Origin of the sequence: Frankia sp. AgB32 (assembly GCF_023243045.1) — a bacterium.
Classification (GTDB): Bacteria; Actinomycetota; Actinomycetes; order Frankiales; family Frankiaceae; genus Frankia.
Map to the genome: position 1 here is coordinate 1 of NZ_JALKFX010000102.1, position 21,916 is coordinate 21,916.

Annotated in this window: 17 protein-coding genes; 8 read left to right on the forward strand and 9 right to left on the reverse strand. The window is 72.4% G+C overall.

The window, feature by feature from the left end:
* Positions 1-172: 172 nt before the first annotated feature.
* Positions 173-799: a hypothetical protein gene (locus MXD60_RS23035; protein ID WP_248821427.1), complete on the reverse strand. Its 627-nt coding sequence runs from the start codon at positions 797-799 to the stop codon at positions 173-175.
* A 120-nt stretch (positions 800-919) separates the two neighbouring features.
* Between MXD60_RS23035 and MXD60_RS23040 the strand changes: the two genes are divergently transcribed.
* Positions 920-2,257 carry a site-specific tyrosine recombinase XerD gene (locus MXD60_RS23040; RefSeq protein ID WP_518468514.1) on the forward strand — a complete coding sequence of 446 codons (1,338 nt, stop codon included), beginning with the start codon at positions 920-922 and terminating at the stop codon, positions 2,255-2,257.
* Between the two features lie 238 nt (positions 2,258-2,495).
* Here MXD60_RS23040 and MXD60_RS23045 read toward each other — a convergent pair whose 3' ends face one another.
* Positions 2,496-2,714 (reverse strand): hypothetical protein, encoded by a 219-nt coding sequence (locus MXD60_RS23045; protein WP_009742848.1) that lies wholly within the window; start codon positions 2,712-2,714, stop codon positions 2,496-2,498.
* A 453-nt stretch (positions 2,715-3,167) separates the two neighbouring features.
* Here MXD60_RS23045 and npdG point away from each other — a divergent pair, with 453 nt between their 5' ends.
* Positions 3,168-3,851 carry an NADPH-dependent F420 reductase gene (npdG, locus tag MXD60_RS23050; protein ID WP_248821428.1) on the forward strand — a complete coding sequence of 228 codons (684 nt, stop codon included), beginning with the start codon at positions 3,168-3,170 and terminating at the stop codon, positions 3,849-3,851.
* A gap of 26 nt (positions 3,852-3,877) precedes the next feature.
* Positions 3,878-4,708: a helical backbone metal receptor gene (locus MXD60_RS23055; RefSeq protein ID WP_248821429.1), complete on the forward strand. Its 831-nt coding sequence runs from the start codon at positions 3,878-3,880 to the stop codon at positions 4,706-4,708.
* Between the two features lie 57 nt (positions 4,709-4,765).
* Here the strand turns inward: MXD60_RS23055 and panB are convergent, their stop codons facing one another.
* The gene (panB, locus tag MXD60_RS23060; RefSeq protein ID WP_248821430.1) at positions 4,766-5,680 is read right to left on the reverse strand and encodes a 3-methyl-2-oxobutanoate hydroxymethyltransferase; all 915 of its coding nucleotides are present in this window, start codon (positions 5,678-5,680) and stop codon (positions 4,766-4,768) included.
* Between the two features lie 332 nt (positions 5,681-6,012).
* Here panB and MXD60_RS23065 point away from each other — a divergent pair, with 332 nt between their 5' ends.
* The 4 genes from MXD60_RS23065 (at position 6,013) to MXD60_RS23080 (ending at position 14,323) form a co-directional block, all read left to right on the forward strand.
* Positions 6,013-7,191, forward strand: coding sequence for a TetR/AcrR family transcriptional regulator (locus MXD60_RS23065; protein WP_248821431.1), 1,179 nt, complete (start codon positions 6,013-6,015; stop codon positions 7,189-7,191).
* Between the two features lie 162 nt (positions 7,192-7,353).
* Positions 7,354-9,330: a threonine--tRNA ligase gene (thrS, locus tag MXD60_RS23070; protein WP_248821432.1), complete on the forward strand. Its 1,977-nt coding sequence runs from the start codon at positions 7,354-7,356 to the stop codon at positions 9,328-9,330.
* Between the two features lie 507 nt (positions 9,331-9,837).
* Positions 9,838-11,196, forward strand: a complete 1,359-nt coding sequence (locus MXD60_RS23075) for a glutamine synthetase family protein (RefSeq protein WP_248821433.1) — start codon at positions 9,838-9,840, stop codon at positions 11,194-11,196.
* A 10-nt stretch (positions 11,197-11,206) separates the two neighbouring features.
* Positions 11,207-14,323, forward strand: coding sequence for a bifunctional [glutamine synthetase] adenylyltransferase/[glutamine synthetase]-adenylyl-L-tyrosine phosphorylase (locus MXD60_RS23080; RefSeq protein WP_248821434.1), 3,117 nt, complete (start codon positions 11,207-11,209; stop codon positions 14,321-14,323).
* Between the two features lie 413 nt (positions 14,324-14,736).
* Here the strand turns inward: MXD60_RS23080 and glnII are convergent, their stop codons facing one another.
* Together glnII and glnA are read right to left on the reverse strand one after the other, a co-directional pair.
* The gene (gene glnII / locus MXD60_RS23085) at positions 14,737-15,798 is read right to left on the reverse strand and encodes a glutamine synthetase GlnII (RefSeq protein ID WP_248821435.1); all 1,062 of its coding nucleotides are present in this window, start codon (positions 15,796-15,798) and stop codon (positions 14,737-14,739) included.
* A gap of 453 nt (positions 15,799-16,251) precedes the next feature.
* Positions 16,252-17,676 (reverse strand): type I glutamate--ammonia ligase, encoded by a 1,425-nt coding sequence (gene glnA / locus MXD60_RS23090; RefSeq protein ID WP_248821436.1) that lies wholly within the window; start codon positions 17,674-17,676, stop codon positions 16,252-16,254.
* Positions 17,677-17,858: 182 nt separating this feature from the next.
* Here glnA and MXD60_RS23095 point away from each other — a divergent pair, with 182 nt between their 5' ends.
* On the forward strand, positions 17,859-18,341 hold the full coding sequence (locus MXD60_RS23095; RefSeq protein WP_248821437.1) for an RDD family protein: 483 nt from the start codon (positions 17,859-17,861) through the stop codon (positions 18,339-18,341).
* 301 nt (positions 18,342-18,642) lie between these two features.
* On the opposite strand, the gene MXD60_RS23100 is transcribed toward MXD60_RS23095, so the two are convergent.
* The 4 genes from MXD60_RS23100 to lipB all read right to left on the reverse strand — a co-directional run bounded on the left by MXD60_RS23100 (position 18,643) and on the right by lipB (position 21,884).
* Positions 18,643-19,467 carry a DUF4191 domain-containing protein gene (locus tag MXD60_RS23100; protein WP_248821438.1) on the reverse strand — a complete coding sequence of 275 codons (825 nt, stop codon included), beginning with the start codon at positions 19,465-19,467 and terminating at the stop codon, positions 18,643-18,645.
* Positions 19,468-19,600: 133 nt separating this feature from the next.
* Positions 19,601-19,930, reverse strand: coding sequence for a hypothetical protein (locus MXD60_RS23105; RefSeq protein ID WP_248821439.1), 330 nt, complete (start codon positions 19,928-19,930; stop codon positions 19,601-19,603).
* Positions 19,931-20,169: 239 nt separating this feature from the next.
* Positions 20,170-21,156, reverse strand: a complete 987-nt coding sequence (gene lipA / locus MXD60_RS23110) for a lipoyl synthase (protein ID WP_248821440.1) — start codon at positions 21,154-21,156, stop codon at positions 20,170-20,172.
* Positions 21,153-21,884, reverse strand: a complete 732-nt coding sequence (gene lipB / locus MXD60_RS23115; protein ID WP_368861273.1) for a lipoyl(octanoyl) transferase LipB — start codon at positions 21,882-21,884, stop codon at positions 21,153-21,155. Before lipB ends, lipA begins: the two co-directional genes overlap by 4 nt.
* Between the last annotated feature and the right edge of the window lie 32 nt (positions 21,885-21,916).

Genomic DNA, 21,916 nt, shown 5'->3' on the forward strand with positions numbered 1-21,916 from the left:
CCCGGCCGGGAGCGCGACGACGCCCATCACCTCCACCGAGGCCCGCGGCCCTCCCGCCGCGCGGGCCGGCGGCCCCGGCCCGGCGCCGGGCCGCGGCGGGCGCCGGCGCGCAGGGTGGCCCGCCGCCGCGCACGCCACGTCACGGCGGCCTCGGCCTGCCGGTCGGGCCGGGTCATGCCGGCGCCGACGCGTAGCGCAGGGCCGCTATCCGCCAGCCGAGCGCGGTGAGCGTGAGGTGTGCCGTCCCGTACCGGGTGGGCACGCCCGCGGCGTCGGCGACATGCCGGTCGGCGAGGTCGAGCAGGCCCACGGCATTGGTCCGCAGCGTGAACGTCGCGGTGGTGACCAGACCGACCCGTGGTTGCGCGGACAGGTCGGTCACCTGGTAGACGGTGGTGTCGGCGTGCAGGCCGCGCTGCGCCAGCGCGCGGGTGGTGTCGACGTCGACCGCGCAGGGCTGGCAGCCGGCCAGCGCGGTCCGCTCGGCCACGGCGGCCCGGCCGTCCCGGCTGGCATCGTTGATCTCCCGGAAGTAGGCCTCGACCGTGGCGCTGGCGGCGGCCGGGGAGTCGTCCGCAGCCGGGTCCGGGGTGCTGGTGGCGGCGGGGGTGGGCCCGCTGCCGGCCGCGCCAGACTGGGCGGCGGGCAGCGCGGCGCCGCCGGGCTCGCCGTCGTCCCCACCGCAGGCCGCGAGCGCGCCGAGCCCCAGCAGCAGGGTGAGGCCGAGCAGCAGGGCATTGCGGCGGACATGCCCGAAGGAATCGGTGCGCGTGATGACGGCGGCGATGGTGACCCCCAACCGTGCGGCGGGACGTGACGAACCGGTGTCCGTCCGCACAGGTCGCCAGAATAGCCGCGGAATCGCTGCATGTGGATAGGTACCCACCGAGAACGATGGGCAGGACCTACTATCAGTTTGATGATGGAAGTGGCCGACGGCGACGAGTCCTTTCGGACGCGCACCCCCGCGGCCCCGCCCGCGCGGGGGGGGCCGGCGCGGCGGTCGGCACCGGCGCGTGGACGGGAGCCGGCGCGCCGGGACGGGGCCGGGCGGTTGTCGGCGGGCCAGGCCGCGGCGGCGCACGATCCCGTCGGAGCGGCGCTGCCGGGCACGCCCGGGCACGTGATCGCGCGTTATCTCCATCACCTCGAGGGTGAACGTGGGCTTGCCCACAACTCGGTTCTCGCCTACCGCCGGGACCTGCGCCGTTACCTCGACCATCTCCGCGCGCACGGCCTGTCCTCGTTGGACGCGGTGGGTGAGGCGGAGGTTGCCGGGTTCGCGGCCGCGCTGCGCGTCGGGGACGACGCCCATCCGCCGCTCGCGGCCGCGTCGGTGGCGCGCATGCTCGTCGCGGTCCGGTCGCTGCACCGCTTCGCCGCCGACGAGGGCGACGTGAGTGAGGACGTGTCCCGGCCGGTGCGCCCCCCGGTGCCGCCGCGCCGGCTGCCCAAGGCACTCACCGTGGACCAGGTGATCGCCGTCCTCGCCGCGGCTTCCGGCCCGGCCGCGCTGGCCACCAGCGGTGGGGCGGATGGCGGTCGGGTGACGGACGGCGAGGCGGACGGCGAGGCGGACGGCGGCGGGGTGGCTGGCAGCGGGGTGGCTGGCGGCAGAGTGGTGGCGCGGGTCTCGGTTGATCCGGCTGAAGGCGCTCGCCGGCTGCGGGCCTCGGCGCTGCTGGAGCTGTTGTACGGCACCGGCGCGCGGATCTCCGAGGCCGTCGGGCTCGACATCGACGACGTGGACCTGGACGGCGCCGCGGTCCGCCTGCACGGCAAGGGCGGCCGGGACCGCGTCGTGCCGCTGGGCCGGTGCGCCGTGACCGCGCTGACGGACTACCTGCGGGCGGCCCGCCCGGTCCTGGCGGCCCCGCGGTCCGGTGCCGCGGTCTTCCTGTCCCGCCGGGGGAACCGGCTGTCCCGGCAGAGCGCGTGGACGGTGCTGCGCACGGCCGCCGCCGTGGCCGGCGTCGATGGTGTCTCGCCGCACGTCCTGCGGCATTCCTTCGCCACCCACCTGCTCGACGGGGGAGCCGACGTGCGGGTCGTGCAGGAGCTGCTGGGCCACGCCTCGGTGAGCACGACCCAGATCTACACATTGGTCACGGTGGACCGGCTCCGGGAGGTGTACGCGACCTCACATCCCCGTGCGCTCGCCGCGAGCGGGCCCGCGTCCGCGGGGGAGTGGATTCCCGGCGCGCGGCCGGCGGGCGAGGAGCAGATCAACCTCGCCGCGCCGGTCCCGGGGCATTGAGGTTTCCCCGGGCCGGCCGCTTCGGCGCGACTCCGCCGCCCCGGTCCCGGCGCCCTGTCCCGGCGCCGGGGTGTGCCATGGCTCGCTTCGGGAGCCTGGGCGCGTGCCGCTGGGCGCCCGTGGTTGTGCGTGTGCCGCCGCAGGCGCCGCCATGCCGCTGCCTGCGCGGGCGAGCCTTCGTGGGATCCCGACGTGCGTCCCGGAAGGCCTGGCGTTGCTCGTGATCAGATGGGTCAGCTCAGGACGGGGTGTACGGCCCGAGGCTGGGCATCCCGTTCGACGGCGCCGAGGTCGGCACCCCGCCGACGCCACCGACGGCCTGGGTGCTGCGCTCGGCCAGTGTCTCGCCCACCTTGCGGGCGATCGCCTCCATCAGGCGCAGTGCCTGCGGCAGCGACAGGTTCAGCACCACTTCGCTGTCGTTCGTCATCGCGAAGCGAACCGACACGTCCGCCATTGCTCGACCTCTTTCACCTGAATCGGAAGATCTGCTCGATGCGTGTGAAACGGAACGGTACGGCCCATCTGCGACCAATGCACGTCCGGGGTTGCCGGGGTGCCCTGGCGTCTCGCTGGGTGCGATCGGCCGCTCACCAACCGTTGCCGCCCAAGGGCTGTAACTTTCTGTCACTCGATGCGCTCCTCTGCCGGTAGCGACGGGCGCGGGATCCCCCCGACCCGCCCGCGACCCCGACCGGCCAGGCGTAAATCGGTCAAACCCGTAGCTGTCCCGTTGTTCATGCATAGTCCCCTATTGCCGGCGACCGCCCGCGAGGGGGGTGGGTCCTTCCCGCGGCGTCGCGGCGGAGGGTGCACGATCCGGCTCCGACTGCCCGGGGCTGGCTGCGGCGGAGTACACAGCCCGTCATCGAACTGAGCATCGGGCCGCCACGTCGGGCAGGATGGCCAGGTGACCTCGACGCAGCATGCACTTCCCGACGTCCCGGCGCTCACGGTCGGCATTCTCGGTGGATCCGGGCCGCAGGGCGGTGGCCTTGGACTGCGCCTCGCCGCCGCCGGCCATCTCGTCCTGATCGGCTCCCGCTCGACCGAGCGTGGCCAGGAGGCCGCGGCCAAGCTCGCCGGCCCAGGTCGGCGGATCGAGGGCGCGGACAACGAGACGGTTGCCAGGCGGGCCGACGTCATCATCATCGCCGTTCCGTGGGAGGGGCACCGGGAGACCCTCGAGTCCCTGCGCGAGCCGCTCGCCGGGAAGATCGTGATCGACTGCGTCAACCCGATGGGCTTCGACAAGGGCGGCGCGTTCGCCCTGACGGTGCCCGAGGGCAGCGCGGCGCAGCAGGCCGCGGCCGTCCTGCCCGACAGCACCGTGGTCGCCGCGTTCCACCACGTCTCCGCCGTCCTGCTGGCCGACGAGTCGGTCGAGTCGATCGACACCGACATCCTCGTGCTCGGTGACGACCGGGCCGCCACCGACCTGGTCGCGGCGCTCGCCGAGCGCATCCCCGGCATGCGCGGCATCTACGCCGGCAAACTGCGCAACGCCGGTCAGGTCGAGGCGCTGACCGCGAACCTGATCTCGATCAACCGTCGGTACAAGGCGCACGCCGGCCTGCGCGTCACCGACGTCTGACCGGCGCGGGGTCCTCGGCCAGGCCGATGAACGTGGGCGACCGGGACGACCTGGGGCTGGTGGTGGCCGTCCCTGCGCGGGTCGAGCGGGTCGTGTCGCTGGTGCCGAGCCTCACCGAGTCGCTCGCGCTGAGTGCGCCCGGTCTGCTGGTGGGTGCGACCGACTGGTGCACCCACCCGGCCGAGCTGTCCGTGCCCCGGGTGCGGGGCACGAAGAACCCCGACCACGCGGCCATCCTCGACCTCGCCCCCGACGTCGTCCTCGCCAACGCGGAGGAGAACCGGGAGGTGGATCTCGCCGCGCTGCGGGCGGCGGGCCTCGTGGTGTGGGTCACGGCGCCGGTCACCGTCGACGGCGCGCTCGACAGTCTCGACCGGATGCTCCGACTGGCCTGCCGGCTGCCCCGGCCCCGCTGGCTCGACGACGCCCGCCAGGCATGGTCCGACGCACCCGCACCCGCACCCGGCGACGACCGGGCTGGCAGCGACCCGTCCGGTGAGGGTCGGCGTGGTGGCGGTCCGGGCGGAACCGGGCGTCGGCGCGGGCTGGTGCCGATCTGGCGCCGACCGTGGATGGCGGTCGGCCGGGACACCTTCACCGGCGACGTGCTGCGCCGGCTCGGGGTGGACAACGTGCTGGCCGACTCGCCCGATCGTTACCCGCGCTTCGACCCGGCCGACGTCGCGGCGCACGACCTCGTGGTGCTGCCGGACGAGCCGTACGCGTTCAGCCCGGACGACGGTCCCGAGGCGTTCTCCGCCCCCGCCGTCTGCGTGCCCGGGCGGCTGCTGACCTGGTACGGCCCGTCGCTGGTGACGGCACGGACCGAACTCGCGGCCGCGCTGGCCCGGGTCTGACCGGGCTGGCGCCACCGCGAGTGGCCCGCCGACACGGCGGCCCGGCCGCCGCGGGTGTCAGTAGCTGTGCTCGACCGTCGGGTACTCGCCGGCGCTGCCCTCGTCCCGGTAGGCCCGGGCCGCCGCGCCGAGGTCGGCGCGCAGATCGGCGTAGCGCTTCACGAAACGGGGCGCCCGCCCGCCACTCAGCCCGGCCATGTCCTGCCAGACCAGCACCTGCGCGTCGCAGTCCACGCCCGCCCCGATCCCGACCGTGGCGATGCGCAGCCCCTTGGTCACCCGCGCGGCCAGATCGGCGGGCACCACTTCCAGCACGACCGCGAACGCGCCGGCCGCCTCGATCGCCAGCGCGTCGGCGAGCAGGACCTCACCTGCCTCGTCCCGGCCCTGCACGCGGTAGCCGCCGAGGGTGTGGATGCTCTGCGGCGTCAGGCCCAGATGGCCGACGACCGGGATGCCCGACTCGACCAGCGCCGCCACCGCCGGGGCGACCCGCGCGCCGCCCTCCAGCTTCACCGCGTGCGCCCCGCCCTCCTTCAGGAACCGGATCGCGGTCGCCAACGCCTGCGCCGGCCCGGCCTGGTAGGAGCCGAACGGCAGGTCGGCGACGACCATCGCGTGCGGCGCTCCGCGGACCACCGCGCGGACCAGTGGAAGCAGCTCGTCGACCGTGACCGGCACGGTCGTGTCGTAGCCGTAGACGACGTTCGCGGCCGAATCGCCGACGAGCAGGACCGGGATCTCCGCCTCGTCGAAGACGCTCGCCGTGGTGAAGTCGTACGCGGTCAGCATCGCCCACTTCGTACCCTGGCGTTTCGCCGCCGCCACATCTCGGACGGTGAAACGCGCGCGGCGCGGCCGGTGATCCTCGGCCGGCGCGCCGTACAGCGTCGCCGCCGGGTCCGGCGTGGCCGCCGAGCGTGGCTGGTCGAGGGCGGGGGTCTCGTGGGAACCGGTGCCTGACGAGATCATGAACACTCCTGAGGCGTCCGTCCGGGCGCTGGGCGTCCCGGCGTGTCGTCCATGCTGCCACCGGTCGGGCGCGCGCGCCGCGATCCCGGTGCGCCCTCCCGTGCTGGTGCCCCGGAGCCGACATCCCAGGTCCAGCGTCCGTTGCGGCCGGCGGAATGGAACGACGCGCCATACCGCTGGCATCGCAAACGGATGCATCTGCGGCCGGGGGCACGTATGCTGATCTTGGAATGCGACAGGAACGCGCGGCGAGACCAGGTAGCGGGTGGCCGATCCATGTGGATGCTCCGGCACGGCGGCGGGACGGGCAACACGAACGATCGGCACGGCGGGTGACGGCCTCGGACGCGGTCCCACCCCAGCCCCGGCGGCCGGCGGACCGGGTGCCCTCCGGGGTCCGCGGTTCCCGCGCCCCAGGCCGGCCCCGGGATCCCCGCTGCGACGAGGCGATTCTCGACGCCGCCCTGCACGAACTGGCCACGGCCGGGTTCACCCGGCTCTCCATGGAGGCGGTCGCCGCCGGCGCGGGGGTGGGCAAGGCGACGGTCTACCGGCGCTGGCCGACGAAGGACGCCCTGATCGTCGATGCCCTGGACACCCTGGCCGACGAGGTCGAGGCCGTGGAGACCGGCTCGCTGCGCGACGACCTGGTGGCCTGGCTCAACGACCTGCGGCGGCGCAACATCCAGTCGCTGTCCGGGCGGATCATGCCCAAGCTCGCCGCGGAGCGCACCGCCCATCCCGAGCTGTTCGCCACCTACTCCGAGCGGGTCCTCGAGCCGAGCCGGCGCTGGGCCGCGGATCTGCTGCGCCGGGGCATGGCCAGCGGCGAACTGGCCGATGACGTCGACGTCGAGCTCGTCGTCGACATGCTTGTCGGCCCGGTCGTGTACCGGCAGTACATGAGCGGCGACCACGAGGTCAGTGGTACGCGCATCGCGCGGATCGTGGACGTCGTCCTGAGCGGCATTCGCAGTCAGCACGGCTCGTCCGTGGCTGCCGGCGGCCCACCGACGGGCATCGCGACACCTGACAACCCGATGACCACCTCGCCGCCTGTCACCACCTCGCCGCCCGCCGTCAGCACGCCGCCCGCCGCTGCGGGCGGGACCGGCGGCCCGTCCGGCCCGGCCGGGCGCCCGTACAGCGTGGGAGGGCCGTTGCGGTTGGGCGGTCCGACCGGCGGCGGCGGTGCGTACGGCGTGGGCGGTGCGTACGGCGTGGGCGGTGCGTACGGCGTGGGCGGTGCGTACGGCGTGGGTGGGCCGCCCGCCGGCGCGGCACCAGAAGGCGACGTGGCGCATGAGGACTCGGTCCCCGGTGGCGGCGCGGGGAGCCCGCGCGGCGCCGCCAGGTCCGAGCCCGATGGCTTAGCCGGCGCGGGGTGGCACGCCGTCGGGGCGTACAGCGTGGCGCAGTTCGGCGCCCGGACCCTCAGCGGCCCTGGTATGCCGGGCCGCACCGGCGCGGGGCAGCCGCGAAGCGGTCGGGTGGCAAGCGGGCGGGGCTGACGCCGTCACCCTGAGTACAAATGCGTTGGGGGTCCCTCTCCGCCACGGGTAGCATCGCCACCGGGCCAGGAAGGTCCGTCGTGGGGCCGCCCGCCGGGTCGGTCACCCGCCGCTGGTGGTGCGATCCCCGCGCACGCGTCTACCGCTGTCAGGAGAATCTCGGTGTCCGACGTCCGCGTTACCATCCAGCAGGCGCAGGGGAGCGATCCGCGGGTGGTGCCGACCGGGACGACGGCCGCCGACCTGTTCGCAGAGAACCGCGCCGTCATCGCCACGCTGGTCGACGGGCAGCAGCGTGATCTCGCTCATGTTCTCACCGACGGGGCCGTCGTCGAGCCGATCGCCATCGACTCGCCGGCCGGGCGGGCGATTGTGCGCCACTCGGCCGCGCACGTGGTCGCCCAGGCCGTTCAGGAGCTTTTCCCGAAGGCCCGGCTCGGTATCGGCCCGCCCATCGAGAACGGTTTCTACTACGATTTCGACGTCGAGACTCCGTTCACCCCGGACGATCTGAAGGCGATCGAGAAGAAGGCGCAGGCCATCATCAAGGCCGGCCAGCGTTTCTCCCGCCGGGTGGTCACCGACGAGCAGGCCCGCGCCGAGCTCGCCGACGAGCCGTACAAGATCGAGCTGATCGGGCTGAAGTCGAGAGCCGGGGACGACGCCGAGGCGAGTGTCGAGGTCGGCGCCGGCGAGCTGACGATCTACGACAACCTGGACGCGAAGTCCGGCGAGCTGTGCTGGAAGGACCTCTGCCGCGGGCCACACGTGCCGACCACCCGGTCCATCCCGGCGTTCGCCGTGCTGCGCTCGGCGGCCGCCTACTGGCGGGGCAGCGAGAAGAACCCGCAGCTGCAGCGGATCTACGGCACCGCCTGGGAGTCCCGGGAGGCGCTGAAGGACTACCAGACCCGGCTGGCGGAGGCGGAGCGGCGCGACCACCGCCGCCTCGGCGCCGAGCTGGACCTGTTCTCCTTCCCGTCCGAGATCGGTCCCGGCCTGTCGGTATTCCATCCCAAGGGCGGCGCGATCCGCACCGCGATGGAGGACTACGCGCGCCGCCGTCATGTCGAGGCCGGGTACTCGTTCGTCAACACCCCGCACATCACCAAGTCCGAGCTGTACGAGATCTCCGGGCACCTCGACTGGTTCGCCGACGGCATGTACCCGCCCATGCAGCTCGACGGCGGCACCGACTACTACCTCAAGCCGATGAACTGCCCGATGCACATCCTGATCTTCCGGTCCCGCGGCCGGTCATACCGGGAACTGCCGCTGCGGCTGTTCGAGTTCGGCACGGTCTACCGGTACGAGAAGTCCGGCGTGGTGCACGGCCTGACCCGGGTGCGCGGTCTCACCCAGGACGACGCCCATCTTTTCTGCACCCGCGAACAGCTGCCCTCCGAGCTCGACAGCACCCTGACCTTCGTGCTGGGCCTGCTGCGTGACTACGGCCTCGACGACTTCTACCTGGAGCTGTCGACCAGGCCGGAGGGCAAGGCCGTCGGTACCGACGAGGAATGGGCCGAGGCCACCGAACTGCTGCGCGAGGCCGCGCAGAAGCAGGACCTCGAACTGGTGATGGACGAGGGCGGCGGCGCGTTCTACGGGCCGAAGATCTCCGTCCAGGCCCGCGACGCGATCGGCCGCACCTGGCAGCTGTCGACCGTGCAGGTCGACTTCCAGCTCCCGCAGCGTTTTGACCTCGAATACCAGGCCGCCGACGGCACCCGCAAGCGCCCGTTCATGATTCACCGGGCGCTGTTCGGCACGATCGAGCGTTTCCTCGCGATCCTGCTGGAGCACTACGCCGGGGCCCTTCCGCCGTGGCTCGCCCCCGTGCAGGTCGTCGGTATCCCGATCACCGACGAGCACGTGCCGTACCTCGACGAGATCGGCCGCCGCCTGGCCGCGCAGGGTATCCGGGTGGAGGTCGACTCCTCCGACGACCGGATGCAGAAGAAGATCCGCACGGCGCAGAAGCAGAAGGTGCCCTTCATGCTCCTCGCTGGTGACGAGGACGTCTCGAAGGGTGCGGTGTCCTTCCGCTTCCGCGACGGCACCCAGCGCAACGGCGTCCCCGTCGACGAGGCCATCGCCGAGATCCTCGACGCCGTCAACCGCCGCATCCAGGTCTGAGTCTCCGAAGTCCGAGTCTCCGAAGCGCGGAACAGCGGAACATGGGCGCGCCGTCGCGGGCAGCCCTGGGCAGTGTGCCGCTCGGCCACGACCAGGACCGACCGCGACGGCGCACCGTCACGCGTCGAGCGTCAGTGATCGTTTGACCGGTCCCCGTTCCGACACCTGATCCGTGGCGCCCGGGGCAGACCGAGGATCAGGTCTCAGTTGACCGGTGGCGTGGCCGATCGCGTCGGTCAGCCGGTCGGCATCGCGGCGGTTGCCCGACTCGGCCGCCTCGTCTCGCGCGAATGTGAGCAGTCGCAGTAGCTGTGGGCCGCCACGCCCAGCCGCCAGATGGTCAAGCACGTCCTGAAGGATGCGCCGCCAGCCTGCCGTGGACGAGCACGGTGTGTTGATGACTCGTTGCTCGCGGCCAAGACCAGGATGAGGATGGATGTTCCCGCTATGGTCAGGTCAGGTGGACGGGGCCGTATCGTCGAGTCCTCACCTCAGCGTGGAGGCGCCGTGGACAAGCAGCAGGAGTTCGTGCTCCGGACTCTCGAGGAACGGGACATCCGCTTCGTGCGGCTGTGGTTCACCGACGTGCTCGGCTACCTGAAGTCCGTGGAGATCGCGCCGGCTGAGCTGGAGGGGGCGCTGTCGGAGGGCATCGGGTTCGACGGGTCCGCGATCGAGGGCTTCGCCCGGGTGCACGAGGCCGACATGCTGGCCCGGCCTGATCCGTCCACGTTCCAGGTGCTCCCGTGGCGGGGTGAGCATCCGCTGACCGCGCGGATGTTCTGCGACCTGATCATGCCGGACGGGGCGCCGGCCGCCACCGACTCGCGCTGGGTGCTGCGCCGTACCCTCGCCCGCGCCGCCGACGCCGGATTCACCTTCTACACCCATCCGGAAATCGAGTTCTTCCTGCTGAAGGAACCGCCGAAGCGCGGCGGGCCGATGCCCCCGCCGGTCGACGAGTCGGGCTACTTCGACCTCACCCCGAACGACATCAGCCACGATTTCCGCCAGCAGGCCATCAGCATGCTGGAACGGCTCGGGATCTCGGTGGAGTTCAGCCACCACGAGGTCGCGCCCGGCCAGCAGGAGATCGACCTGCGTTACGCCGACGCCCTCACCATCGCCGACAACATCATGACCTTCCGCCAGGTGGTGAAGGAGGTGGCGCTGCGGCAGGGCATCTACGCCACCTTCATGCCCAAGCCGTACGGCGACCAGGCCGGCTCCGGGATGCACACGCATCTGAGCCTGTTCGAGGGCGACCGCAACGCCTTCCACGACCCGACCGACGAGTACCAGCTCTCGAAGGTCGCCAAGGCGTTCATCGCCGGTCTGCTCACGCACGCCGCCGAGATCACCGCGGTGACCAACCAGTGGGTGAACTCCTACAAGCGGCTCATCGGCGACCAGCGGGTCGGCGAGGTGCTGGAAGCGCCCGCCTACGTCTGCTGGGGCCACAACAACCGGTCCGCGCTGGTCCGCGTGCCGCTGTACAAGCTGCACAAGTCGCAGGCCACCCGGGTGGAGTTCCGGCTGCCGGACAGCGCCTGCAACCCGTACCTGACCTTTGCCCTGGTGCTGGCCGCCGGGCTGCGTGGGGTGCAGGGCGGCTACGAGCTGCCACCGCCGTCCACCGACGACGTGTGGACGCTCACCGACGAGCAGCGCCGCGAGCGGGGCATCACCGCGCTGCCGGGCTCGCTCGCCGACGCGATCACCGTGATGGAGAAGTCGACCCTGGTCCGGGAGACCCTCGGCGACGAGCTGTTCGAGTTCTTCCTGCGCAACAAGCGGGCCGAGTGGCAGGACTACCGACGGCAGGTCACCCCGTTCGAGATCGACCGGTACCTGCCCGTCCTGTGAGCGGGCCGCGATGCGGGTCGACCGGCCCTGGGTGGCCCCCCGTGCCGGGCCGGTGAACGGCGCGGCTGACGAGCCGGCGGCCCTCCATCCGCGGGGCAGTTCGCCTGGCGCGCAGCTGGCCCGGCTCGGCTTCACCGACGTCGAACGGGTGGCGGCGGCCATGGGCCGACTGGGCCTGTTCCCCGCGCCCGGTGCTGGTGGCGGGGCCGTGGCTGCGGCCAACCCGGTCGTCGCCGCGCTGGCCGCGGCCGCCGATCCCGATCTGGCGCTCGCCGCGCTGGAACGCCTCGTCGACGCCCTCGGCCCGGTCGCGGGACCGCGGCTGCTGGTGGCGATGGCGCGCCGTGACGGGCTGCGGGCGCGGTTGTGCGCGGTGCTGGGCGCGAGCCGCGCCCTGGGAGATCATCTTGCCCGCAACCCGGCGGACTGGCAGGTGCTGCAACCCGACGCGCTGGCGATCGCCGCGCCCGACCCGGCCGGGGCGCGCCGGACGATGCTGCTCGCCGTCGGCGCCGACCCCGCCGACCCCGCCCCGCGGGCCGCCGACGAAAGTCCGGCGACCCTCGACGCGTTGCGGGTCGCCTACCGGCGCGAACTGCTGGCCGTCGCGGCGCGCGACCTCACCGACGCCGTCGCCCTGGACGATGCCACCGCGGAGCTCGCCGACCTGGCCGACGCGGCGGTGGACGCGGCGCTCGCGATCGCCCGGGCGGGCCTCGACCCGACGCTGCCGGCGGTCCGTCTCGCCGTGATCGGAATGGGCAAGTGCGGGGGTCGGGAACTCAACTACGTCAGCGACGTCGACGTCCTGTTCGTCGCGGCGCCCGCAGAGGCCGGCGCCGACGAGCAGCTCGACGCGGTGCTGCGCGCGGCGACGCGGATGGCGGAGGGCCTCGTCCGCGCGGCCGGGCTGGTGACCTCGGCCGGCGCGCTGTTCGCGTTGGACGTGAACCTGCGGCCCGAGGGCCGCGACGGCGCCCTGGTCCGCACGCTCGACAGCCATCGCACCTACTACCGCCGGTGGGCCCGCACCTGGGAGTTCCAGGCGCTGCTCAAGGCCCGGCCGATCGCCGGCGACGTCGCGCTCGGCGCCGAGTTCTGCGCGATGGTCGCGCCGCTGGTCTGGACCGCGTCGTCCCGGCCGGACTTCGTCGCCGACGTGCGGGCCATGCGCCAACGGGTCGAGTCCACGCTGTCGCGCGGGGAGGCGGAGCGCAACCTCAAGCTCGGCCCGGGCGGGCTGCGCGACGTCGAGTTCTCCGTGCAGCTCCTGCAACTCGTCCACGGCCGGGCCGACCCGAAACTGCGGGCGAACTCGACACTCGGCGCCCTCGACGGGCTGGCCCGCGGCGGCTACGGCGGCCGCCGCGACGCGGCGGGCCTCGCCGAGGCGTACCGGTTCCTGCGCGGCGCCGAGCACCGGCTCCAGCTGCGCAACCTGCGCCGGGTGCACACCCTGCCGCGGGAGACGGCGGAGCTGCGCTGGCTCGCCCGGTCGATGGGCCTGCGCACCGTCGAGGAGTTCGCCGCGGCCCGCGCCCGGATCGCGCGCACCGTCCGTTCGCTGCACGAGCGGCTGTTCTACCAGCCGCTGCTCGAGGCGGTCGCCCGGCTCTCGACCGAGGAGATCCGGCTGTCCCACGCCGAGGCGGCGCAGTGGCTCGCCGCGCTCGGATTCGCGGCCCCGGACCGCTCGCTGCGCCACATCGAGGCGCTGACCAGCGGCGTCAGCCGGACCGCGGCGATCCAGCGGCACCTGCTCCCGACGCTGCTGCCGACCTTCGCCGACGCGCCCGATCCGGACGCCGGTCTGCTGGCCTATCGACAGGTCAGCGACGCGCTCGGCCGGGTGCCCTGGTACCTGCGGCTGCTGCGGGACTCCGTCGGCGCCGCCGACCGGCTCGCCCGGGTCCTCGCGACCAGCCCGTACGTCGCGACCCTGATGACCGGCGCGCCCGAGTCGGTGCGGCTGCTGCGTACCGCGGCGGATCTCAACCCGGTGCCCCGCGAGACGTTGGCACGGACCCTGTTGGCGATCACCCACCGCAATCCGAACTGGGAGGACGCGGTCGGCCGGGCCCGCGCGGTGCGCCGGGTGGAGCTGGTCCGGGTCGCCTGCGCCGACCTGCTCGGCCTGTTGGACGTCGCCGCGGTCGGCCGGGCCCTCACCGACGCCGCCGAGGCCACCGTCGCGGCGACCCTGCTCGTCGCGCAACGCCGGGTCGCCGGCGGGGATCCGGACACCCTGCCCGCGCGGATCTCCATCATCGCGATGGGCCGCCTCGGCGGCGCGGAGATGTCCTACCGCAGTGACGCCGACGTCCTGGTCGTCCACGAGCCGGGCCCGGGTCACTCGACGCTGGCCGCGGACCGCGCCGCCGCCGAGGTGGTGGGGGAGCTGCACCGGCTGCTCGCCGTCCCCGGGCCGGACCCGGCGTTGCGGCTCGACACGACCCTGCGCCCGGAGGGCCGCAGCGGGCCGGTGTCGCGCACCCTCGACGCCTACGCCGCCTACTACCGGCGGTGGTCGAAGGACTGGGAGTCGCAGGCGCTGCTGCGGGCACGGCCGCTGGCCGGCGATGCCGACCTCGCCTACCGCTTCTGCCGGCTCGCCGACACCGTCCGCTACCCCGACTCGCTGCCGGCGGCGGCCCTCGACGAGATCGTGCGGCTGCGTGGACGGATGCGGCGGGAACGCGTCCCCCGTGGGGTCGACCCGGCGCGCCATCTCAAGTTCGGCCCCGGTGGCCTCACCGACGTCGAGTGGGCGGTGCAGGTCCTGCAACTGCGCTATGCCCGCCAGCTGCCGGCGTTGCGGACCACGTCCACGCTCGATGGTCTCCGCGCCGCGGTCGTCGCCGGGTTGCTCACCGAGACGGAGGCGGGCGAGCTGCAGGCCGCGTGGCTCTCGGCGTCGCGACTGCGTAACGCAGGCGCGCTCGCCGGTCGGCGGGACCCCGATGTGCTTCCGGCCGACCCGGTCGAGGTCGAGGCCACGGCGCGGGCGGCCGGTTGGCGCGCCGATGCCGCCGCCGAGCTGCTGGCCGACCATCGGCGGCGGGCGAACCGGGCCCACCTGATCGTCGGGGACATCTTCACCCGCGAGGACACCACCGGCTTCGGCTGAGCTGCCCGCACGATCTCAGCCGCCCGCACGATCTCAGCCGGCTGTGCGGTCTGGGCCGGCCGTGCGGTCTGCTTCGGCCGCGCGGTCCGTTCCGCCCGGAGCCGCGGACCGCATGATGCCGCGAATGCCGACAGGCCGGTCGGCCGAGAGCGGGTCTCGTCCGACCAGCCTGCGGGATGTCACCTCACGTCGCGGAGCGCTCCGTTGCGGGGCCGCGGATGTCGGGGAGCTGGAAACCAGGGCGTACGCGCTCCCCCGCGCGAGCGCCCCGGCGCTGCCTGCCACGCGGGGCGGGGCCGTCGTTGCGACCACGCCCCGGTCGTTCTCGTCCCTCCCGTGAGACCGGGAATCCGTCCCGACCAGAGGGTGGTCCGGCGGTCGGTCCTGATTCCCGGCCCGGAGGCGGTGAGGACTCAGACCGTGACGGCGGCGGGGACCGGCACGCCCTGCTCCGGCACGAACAGGGTCGGCTTGTCGCCGGCCAGCGCGCTGCAGCAGGTGTCGATCATGAGGGCGGAGACCAGGTACGGGTCCATGTTGGCATTCGGACGCCGGTCCTCGAGCCAGCCCTTCTTCGCCTTCTCCACGGCCCACGGAATGCGGATCGAGGCGCCGCGGTCGGACGCGCCCCAGGAGAACTTGTTCCAGGGGGCGGTCTCGTGCTTGCCGGTCAGCCGGTCCTGGATGCCGTTCCCGTAGTGGGTGACGTGCTCCATGACGCGGGTGCCGAGCGCCTCGCAGCAGGCGACGATGGCATCCCAGCCTTCCATCGTCTGCTTGGTGGAGAAGTTGGTGTGCGCGCCCGCGCCGTTCCAGTCACCGGGGATCGGCTTGGCGGCGTAGGACACCTCGACGCCGAAGTCCTCGGCGATGCGGGCCAGCAGCCAGCGGCCCAGCCAGATCTGGTCGCCGATCTCGGGCGCCGGCAGGACGCCGATCTGGAACTCCCACTGGCCCATCATGACCTCGGCGTTGGTGCCCTCGATGGCGAGGCCGGCGTCGAGGCACGCCTGGGTGTGCAGCTCCACGATCTCGCGGCCGGGCATCTTCGAGCCGCCGACGCCGCAGTAGTACGGGCCCTGCGGCGCGGGGTAGCCGACCTCGGGCCAGCCGTAGGGACGGCCGTCCTTGAAGAACGTGTACTCCTGCTCGATGCCGAAGTGCGGGCCCATGTCCGCGTACTTCTCGGCGACCGTGCGGGCGAACGCCCGGGTGTTCGTCGGGTGCGGGGTGAAGTCGGTCAGCTCGACCTCACACAGCACCAGCTTGTTGTCGCCGCCCCGGATCGGGTCGGGCGTGGTGAAGACGGGTCGCAGCACGCAGTCCGAGTTCGATCCCGGCGCCTGGTTGGTGCTTGAGCCGTCGAAGCCCCAGATCTCCGGCTCCTTGCCGTCCTTCACGATGCGGGTCTTGCTGCGCATCAGCGGGTCGGGCTCGGTGCCGTCGATCCAGATGTACTCGGCCTGATAACTCACTCAATACTCCCCGTTGTTGATCCTGCACGTTACGGAGCGACTTCGTAATCGGCCGGGGGAGGCCGACCCAGGCCGCGATGACGGGAGGGTTCGGTCGGAGCCTCGTCGGGCCCCGTTACCCAGCAGTCACGTGCTTGTTAATTCTTCGTCTCTCGTATGTGACCAGTGGTATACCCGACGGATCTGCGCTGGCAACGCCCGCCGTCCGCCGCCGGGCCGCACCGCGGCCGCGCATGCCGATTTCCGGCGGCGCCGCCGAACCGGGCCTGTGACAATCCTGTGAGCGACCGCGGAGACGAGCGGGACCCCGTTCCGGCGATATCGTGACGGGGTCCCGTCGACCAGCGGCAGAATCACCCGACCCGCTGCTCGAATAGGCCGGCAGGGCGGTCGGCGGAGCTCGGTGAAAGCGGCGGCGACCGCCGGTCGGATGTCGGGTCGCGGCCCGGGCCGTCAGATGTCGTAGTACAGGGTGAACTCGTAGGGGTGCGGCCGCAGCCGGATGGCGTCGACCTCGTTGCGCCGCTTGTAGTCCAACCAGGTCTCGATCAGATCCGTGGTGAACACGTCACCCTCGCGGAGGAACTCGTGGTCGGCCTCGAGCGCGTCGAGCACCTTTTCCAGTGAGCCCGGAACCTGCGGCACCGCGGCCAGCTCGTCCGGGGGCAGTTCGTAGAGGTCCTTGTCGATGGGCTCCGGTGGGTCGATCTTGTTGCGGATGCCGTCGAGCCCGGCCATGAGCATCGCCGCGAAGGCGAGATACGGGTTGCAGCTCGGGTCGGGCACCCGGAACTCGACCCGCTTCGCCTTTGGCGAGTCTCCGCCGAGGGGGATGCGGCAGCAGGCCGAGCGGTTACGCGCCGAGTAGACGAGGTTGACCGGCGCTTCGTAGCCGGGGACCAGCCGCCGGTAGGAGTTCGTCGTCGGGTTGGTGAATGCCAGCAGCGCGGGAGCGTGGTGCAGCAGGCCGCCGATGTAGTACCGCGCGATGTCCGACAGGCCGCCGTAGCCGTTGGCGCTGTAGAACAGCGGCTCGCCGCCCTTCCACAGGCTGGAGTGCACGTGCATGCCCGATCCGTTGTCCTCGAACAGCGGCTTCGGCATGAACGTGACCGTCTTGCCGCGGCTGCGCGCCACGTTGCGGATCACGTACTTGTAGAGCATCAGGTTGTCGGCGGTCTTCAGCAGCGTGTCGTAGCGGATGTCAATCTCCGCCTGGCCCGCGGTGCCGACCTCGTGATGCTGCATCTCGACGGTGATGCCGGTCTCGTAGAGCACGCGCGTCATCTCGGAGCGCAGGTCGGTGAAATGGTCGGTCGGCGGGACCGGGAAGTAACCGCCCTTGAACCTCGGCTTGTAGCCGAGGTTACCGCCCTCTTCCTTGCGCGCGGTGTTCCAGGCGGCCTCGACGGAATCGACCTGGTGAAACGACCCATAAGGATTGTAGTCGTACCGGACGTCGTCGAAGATGTAGAACTCCGCCTCCGGACCGAAGTAGGCGGTGTCGGCGATACCGGTGCCGCGCAGGTAGGTCTCGGCCTTCTTGGCGATGTTGCGCGGGTCGCGGGAGTACTGCTCCTTCGTGATCGGGTCGTGGATGAAGAACGTCATGGCGAGGGTCTTGTGCTCGCGGAACGGGTCCACGAACGCCGTCTGCGGGTCCGGCAGCAGCAGCATGTCGGACTCGTGGATGGCCTGGAACCCGCGGATGGACGAGCCATCGAACATCAGCCCGTCGGTGAAGACCGACTCGGCGAAGACCTGGGTCGGAATCGTGAAGTGCTGCATGATCCCGGGAAGGTCACAGAACCGTACGTCGATGAATTGGACATCCTCGTCGCGGATGTAGCGGAGCACGTCCTCGGATTTGGTGAACATTCGTCCTCCCGCGTCGCGTCCTGCTTCCGAACCTGCCCAGCGCGGCATGTCGACATGTCTTTCGGCATGTCTTGGCAGACACAGGACATCACGAAGTCGTTTCGTTTATGTTACGGGAGCCGACTTTATCACCGTTGGTGATCTGCCGGGTGCAGGCCCGGAGCGGCGCATAAGCTTGCGTCGTGGGACGAGCACTCGGAGGCTGGCTCGAAGGGCCAGGCCTGCCTGGTAACACGCCGCCGGGCGTCCGGCTCGGCCTGCCGGAGCACGGTCGGGGCTCGGTCGTCGGCTTCGGCCCGCGGCTGGGGGCGTACCTCATCGACGGGTTGGTGGCCAACCTCGTCGTCGGTGTTCTCTTCCTGGCCGGGCTGAGGTACTCCAGCAACGTCCGGGGCCTGGCGATCTACCTGGTGTTCCTGCTGGAGGAGTTCATCCTCCTCAGCACCGCCGGGCAGACGCTCGGCATGCGGCTGCTGGGCATCAGGGTGATCCGCCTGCGTGACCGCGGGTTGGGGTCATGGCCGTGGATCGCCGTGCGCACGCTGCTGCTGGCCCTGCTGGTCCCGGTGTTCCTCTGGGATCGCGACCAGCGCGGACTGCACGACCGGGCGGCCGGCACCGTGGTCGTGCGTGACCCGGTCCGCCCCGACCCGAGCGGCGGCTGATCGCCAGGCGGGCACGTGCCTCGCCACGGTGACAGGCACGGCGCAGGCCCGCGCACGCGTGCCCGCGCCCATCACGGTCCGTGACCGTCAATGTGACGGAGCTGGACCTGTGGCGGAGCTGGACCGGCTGCCCGGGAGAAACGAAGGTGGGTCCTTCTGGTCGAGTTCGCGCCCGATTTGTCGTCCAGAGGGACCCACGTTCCCCCTCGGCTACGCATGACCGCCGAGGCCCCTGACCGTCGGTGACCGGGAGGCCGAAGATGGCCCGCCACGGCCAGGGGCTGTGCGGTGGGCGGCGCGCTCAGCGCGGGCGGCCGCCGCGGGGAACGTTGCGGGGGATCGGGCCCTTCGGGATCGGCAGGGCGGCGCCGCCGATGGCACGCAGCTTGCGGTCGAGCGTCTCGACCTCACCCTTGCTCAACGCGCGGGGAAGGCGCATCAGGGTCGGCTGGAGCTTCGGCAGCGGGGTCTCGCCCTCGCCGGTGCCGATGATGATGTCGGTGACCGGCGTCTCGCCGACAACCCGGCGGATGCGGCGCTTCTCCGCGGCGAGCAGTTCCCGCGGACCTCGGCCGCGACCCTCGGCAATGATCACAACGCCGGCCCGGGAGACGACCCGGTGGACGACGTCCTGGTGGCGGTTCACGCCGACCACGGGGGTGATTCGCCAGTCCCCGCGCATCCGCTCGACGACGCCGGCGGCCGCGCCCGGCTTTCCCTCCATCTCCGCGTAGGCGGTGCGCTGAACCCGTCGGCTGAACAGGTTCAGCGCGACGACGACACCGAGCAGAAGGCCGATCGGGATCCACAGGTACAACGGGCCGACGAAGATGCCGAGCAGGACACCGAGCACGAGCGGCCCGGTGAGGCCGGCGAGGGTGACCCAGAGAACCTGCGGGTCCCGCTGCCGGGTGATCTTGAAGACCGCCCAGAGCTGCTGGAGGCGGGCCTTGAACCCGGTGCCCTCGGCGGGGGTGCCGCCGCGGCCGTTCGCGGCCGTGGCCGTGCGGCTCGCGGAGCCGCCACCGGAGGCGCCGCCACGGCCCGTCCCGTTCTTCCCGGCCGAACTCGCCGGCGTGCTCTTCTCCGCGGCCGCGGGGTCCCTCGGCTGCTTCCTCAGTGCCATGACCGCGAGCCTACGGCCTCGGCCCTCGTCCCAGCAGCGGCATCCGCCACGATGGTGATCAAGTAGTGTTCGCGCTCGGGGAACGGCGGCGGCCGAAGTGGGGTGGGGCGCTGCCCAGGGCGGGCAATGCCCTTCAACTCGGCGCTGTGGCGATCCTGGGCAGCACCCGGGCGTTGCCGGGACGCCCCGCCCGGCGGGCGAGCCTGACCGGCCCGCTGACCGCGCACAGGGGTTCGACGCTCGGCGCCGCGGCGCCGGTCTGGGTGGGCACCCGGTCGGCCGCGAGTGCGGCCGCGTCGGCCGGTCGGCGCGGCGTCACCGCGAGGGGATCAACCCAGCGATGGCGGGTGACGTGCAGATCAGCGGCCGCGCGCCAGGCGTTGCGTCGGGCGGTCTTCTGACCGCCGTGCGGCAGGACGAGCAGGGTCGCGTCCTCCAGGACGCCGAGCAGTGAACGGAGCACGGTGGGAACGACCTCCCGGACACGGTCGTGGGCACACACCTCGTTGACTGACGTGACGGATTCGGCCAGCCGGCGGCGGACTCGGCCCACATCATGACTGCGATGGAGCCGCGGGCCGGCAGGGGAAAAAGGCACTGGCGGGCAGCGGACGGCAGCACACCTGAGCTGCCCACCGTGACGTCGGGTGACGTTACGAGTGTCAGCCTAGCCCGTCGGTGGGATGGTCACCAGCCTGTCCGTCACTGGGCGTGAGAGGTCTCCGGCACACTTTCCGGGAGGTCGGACATTTCGCCGGAACCGTTGCCGCGTGCGGTGACTGCCTGCTGGTAGAGGCGGCCGGCCCGGTACGAGGAACGAACCAGCGGCCCCGACATCACCCCGGCGAACCCGAGCTCGGCGCCGACACGTTCCCAGCCGAGGAACTCCTCCGGGCGCACCCAGCGCTCGACGGGATGGTGACGCGGGCTCGGGCGCAGGTACTGGGTGACGGTGAGCAGCTCGCAGCCTGCCGACCGCAGGTCCCGCATGGCCTCGTGCACCTCGTCGGGCGTCTCGCCCAACCCGAGGATGAGGTTCGACTTCGTGACGAGCCCGGCGGCGCCCGCCTGGCGCAGCACGTCGAGCGAACGGTCGTAGCGGAATGCCGGCCGGACCCGTCGGAAGATCCTCGGCACGGTCTCGACGTTGTGGGCGAGCACCTCGGGTGCCGCGGCGAAGACCTCGCCGAGCTGGTCCGGCCGGGCACCGAAGTCCGGGATGAGCACCTCGACGCCGGTGCCGGGGGACTGCTGGTGGATCTGGCGGACCGTCTCGGCGTACAGCCAGGAGCCGCCGTCGGCGAGGTCGTCGCGGGCAACCCCGGTGACCGTCGCGTAGCGCAGGCCCATCGTGCGCACGGACTCGGCGACGCGGCGCGGCTCGTCGCGGTCCAGTGGGCTGGGGCGGCCGGAGTCGATCTGGCAGAAGTCGCACCGGCGGGTGCAGACGTCACCGCCGATCAGGAAGGTCGCCTCGCGGTCCTCCCAGCATTCGTAGATGTTCGGGCAGCCGGCCTCCTCACACACCGTGTGCAGGCCGGCGCCGCGCCCCAGGCCCTTGAGGTCGCGGTACTCCGGGCCGGTGCGCATCGTGGTGCGGATCCACGGCGGCTTGCGCTCGATCGGGGTCTGCGCGTTGCGGGCCTCGAGCCGCAGCAGCGGCCGACCCTCGGGGGCGACGGCGGTCATCGGACCAGCTCCATCCGCTCGGGCGTCGACGGGGCGCCGCGGGCCGCCGCCGGCTCGACCCGGGCGTCCGCGCGGCCGCCCAGGTGCCGGCCGCCGAGGTAGCGGCCGAGCACTGTGAGGGTGTGTCGTTCCACCGTCGGCCGGGCCTCGGTGACCGTGACCTCGTGGCCGAGCTCGGCGCTCAGGCTCGACACCCCGGCGTCGGGGATGCCGCAGGGCACGATCCGCCCGAAGTCGCCCAGGTCCGACGAGCAGGTCAGCGCGAACCCGTGGGTGGTGACAGCGCTGCGGACCCGCACGCCGATCGCGCCGACCTTGCGTCCGCCGTCCGCCGTCCACACACCGCTGCGGCCATCCACCCGGCGGGTGGGCAGCCCCAGCTCCGCGCAGGAGTCGATCAGCGCTTCCTCGAGTGCCCGGACGTAGGCGACCACGTCCAGCGGGCGGGGAAGCTTGATGATCGGGTAGCCCACCAGCTGACCGGGACCGTGCCAGGTGATCCGGCCGCCGCGGTCGACGTCGACGACCTCGGTACCGTCGACGGGCCGCTCGAACGACTGGGTGCGCCGCCCGGCCGTGTACACACTGGGATGCTCGACGAGGATGAGGGTGTCGTCGATCTCGTCGGCCACCCGGGCCTCGGCGAGCGAACGCTGCATGTCCCACGCCTCGCGATACGGAACCACGCCAAGCCTCAGCACATCCACCCTGGAAAGCCTACGCTCCACGGGCCGTCCGGCCGGGTGAGTTCGGCCGCCCC

Excerpts from the sequence above, each read along its gene's own strand:
- MXD60_RS23040 (WP_518468514.1), top strand. The coding sequence starts at position 920 with ATGATGGAAGTGGCCGACGGCGACGAGTCCTTTCGGACGCGCACCCCC.
- MXD60_RS23045 (WP_009742848.1), bottom strand. The coding sequence starts at position 2,714 with ATGGCGGACGTGTCGGTTCGCTTCGCGATGACGAACGACAGCGAAGTG.
- MXD60_RS23055 (WP_248821429.1), top strand. The coding sequence starts at position 3,878 with ATGAACGTGGGCGACCGGGACGACCTGGGGCTGGTGGTGGCCGTCCCT.
- panB (WP_248821430.1), bottom strand. The coding sequence starts at position 5,680 with ATGATCTCGTCAGGCACCGGTTCCCACGAGACCCCCGCCCTCGACCAG.
- MXD60_RS23080 (WP_248821434.1), top strand. The coding sequence starts at position 11,207 with ATGCGGGTCGACCGGCCCTGGGTGGCCCCCCGTGCCGGGCCGGTGAAC.
- glnA (WP_248821436.1), bottom strand. The coding sequence starts at position 17,676 with ATGTTCACCAAATCCGAGGACGTGCTCCGCTACATCCGCGACGAGGAT.
- MXD60_RS23100 (WP_248821438.1), bottom strand. The coding sequence starts at position 19,467 with ATGGCACTGAGGAAGCAGCCGAGGGACCCCGCGGCCGCGGAGAAGAGC.
- lipA (WP_248821440.1), bottom strand. The coding sequence starts at position 21,156 with ATGACCGCCGTCGCCCCCGAGGGTCGGCCGCTGCTGCGGCTCGAGGCC.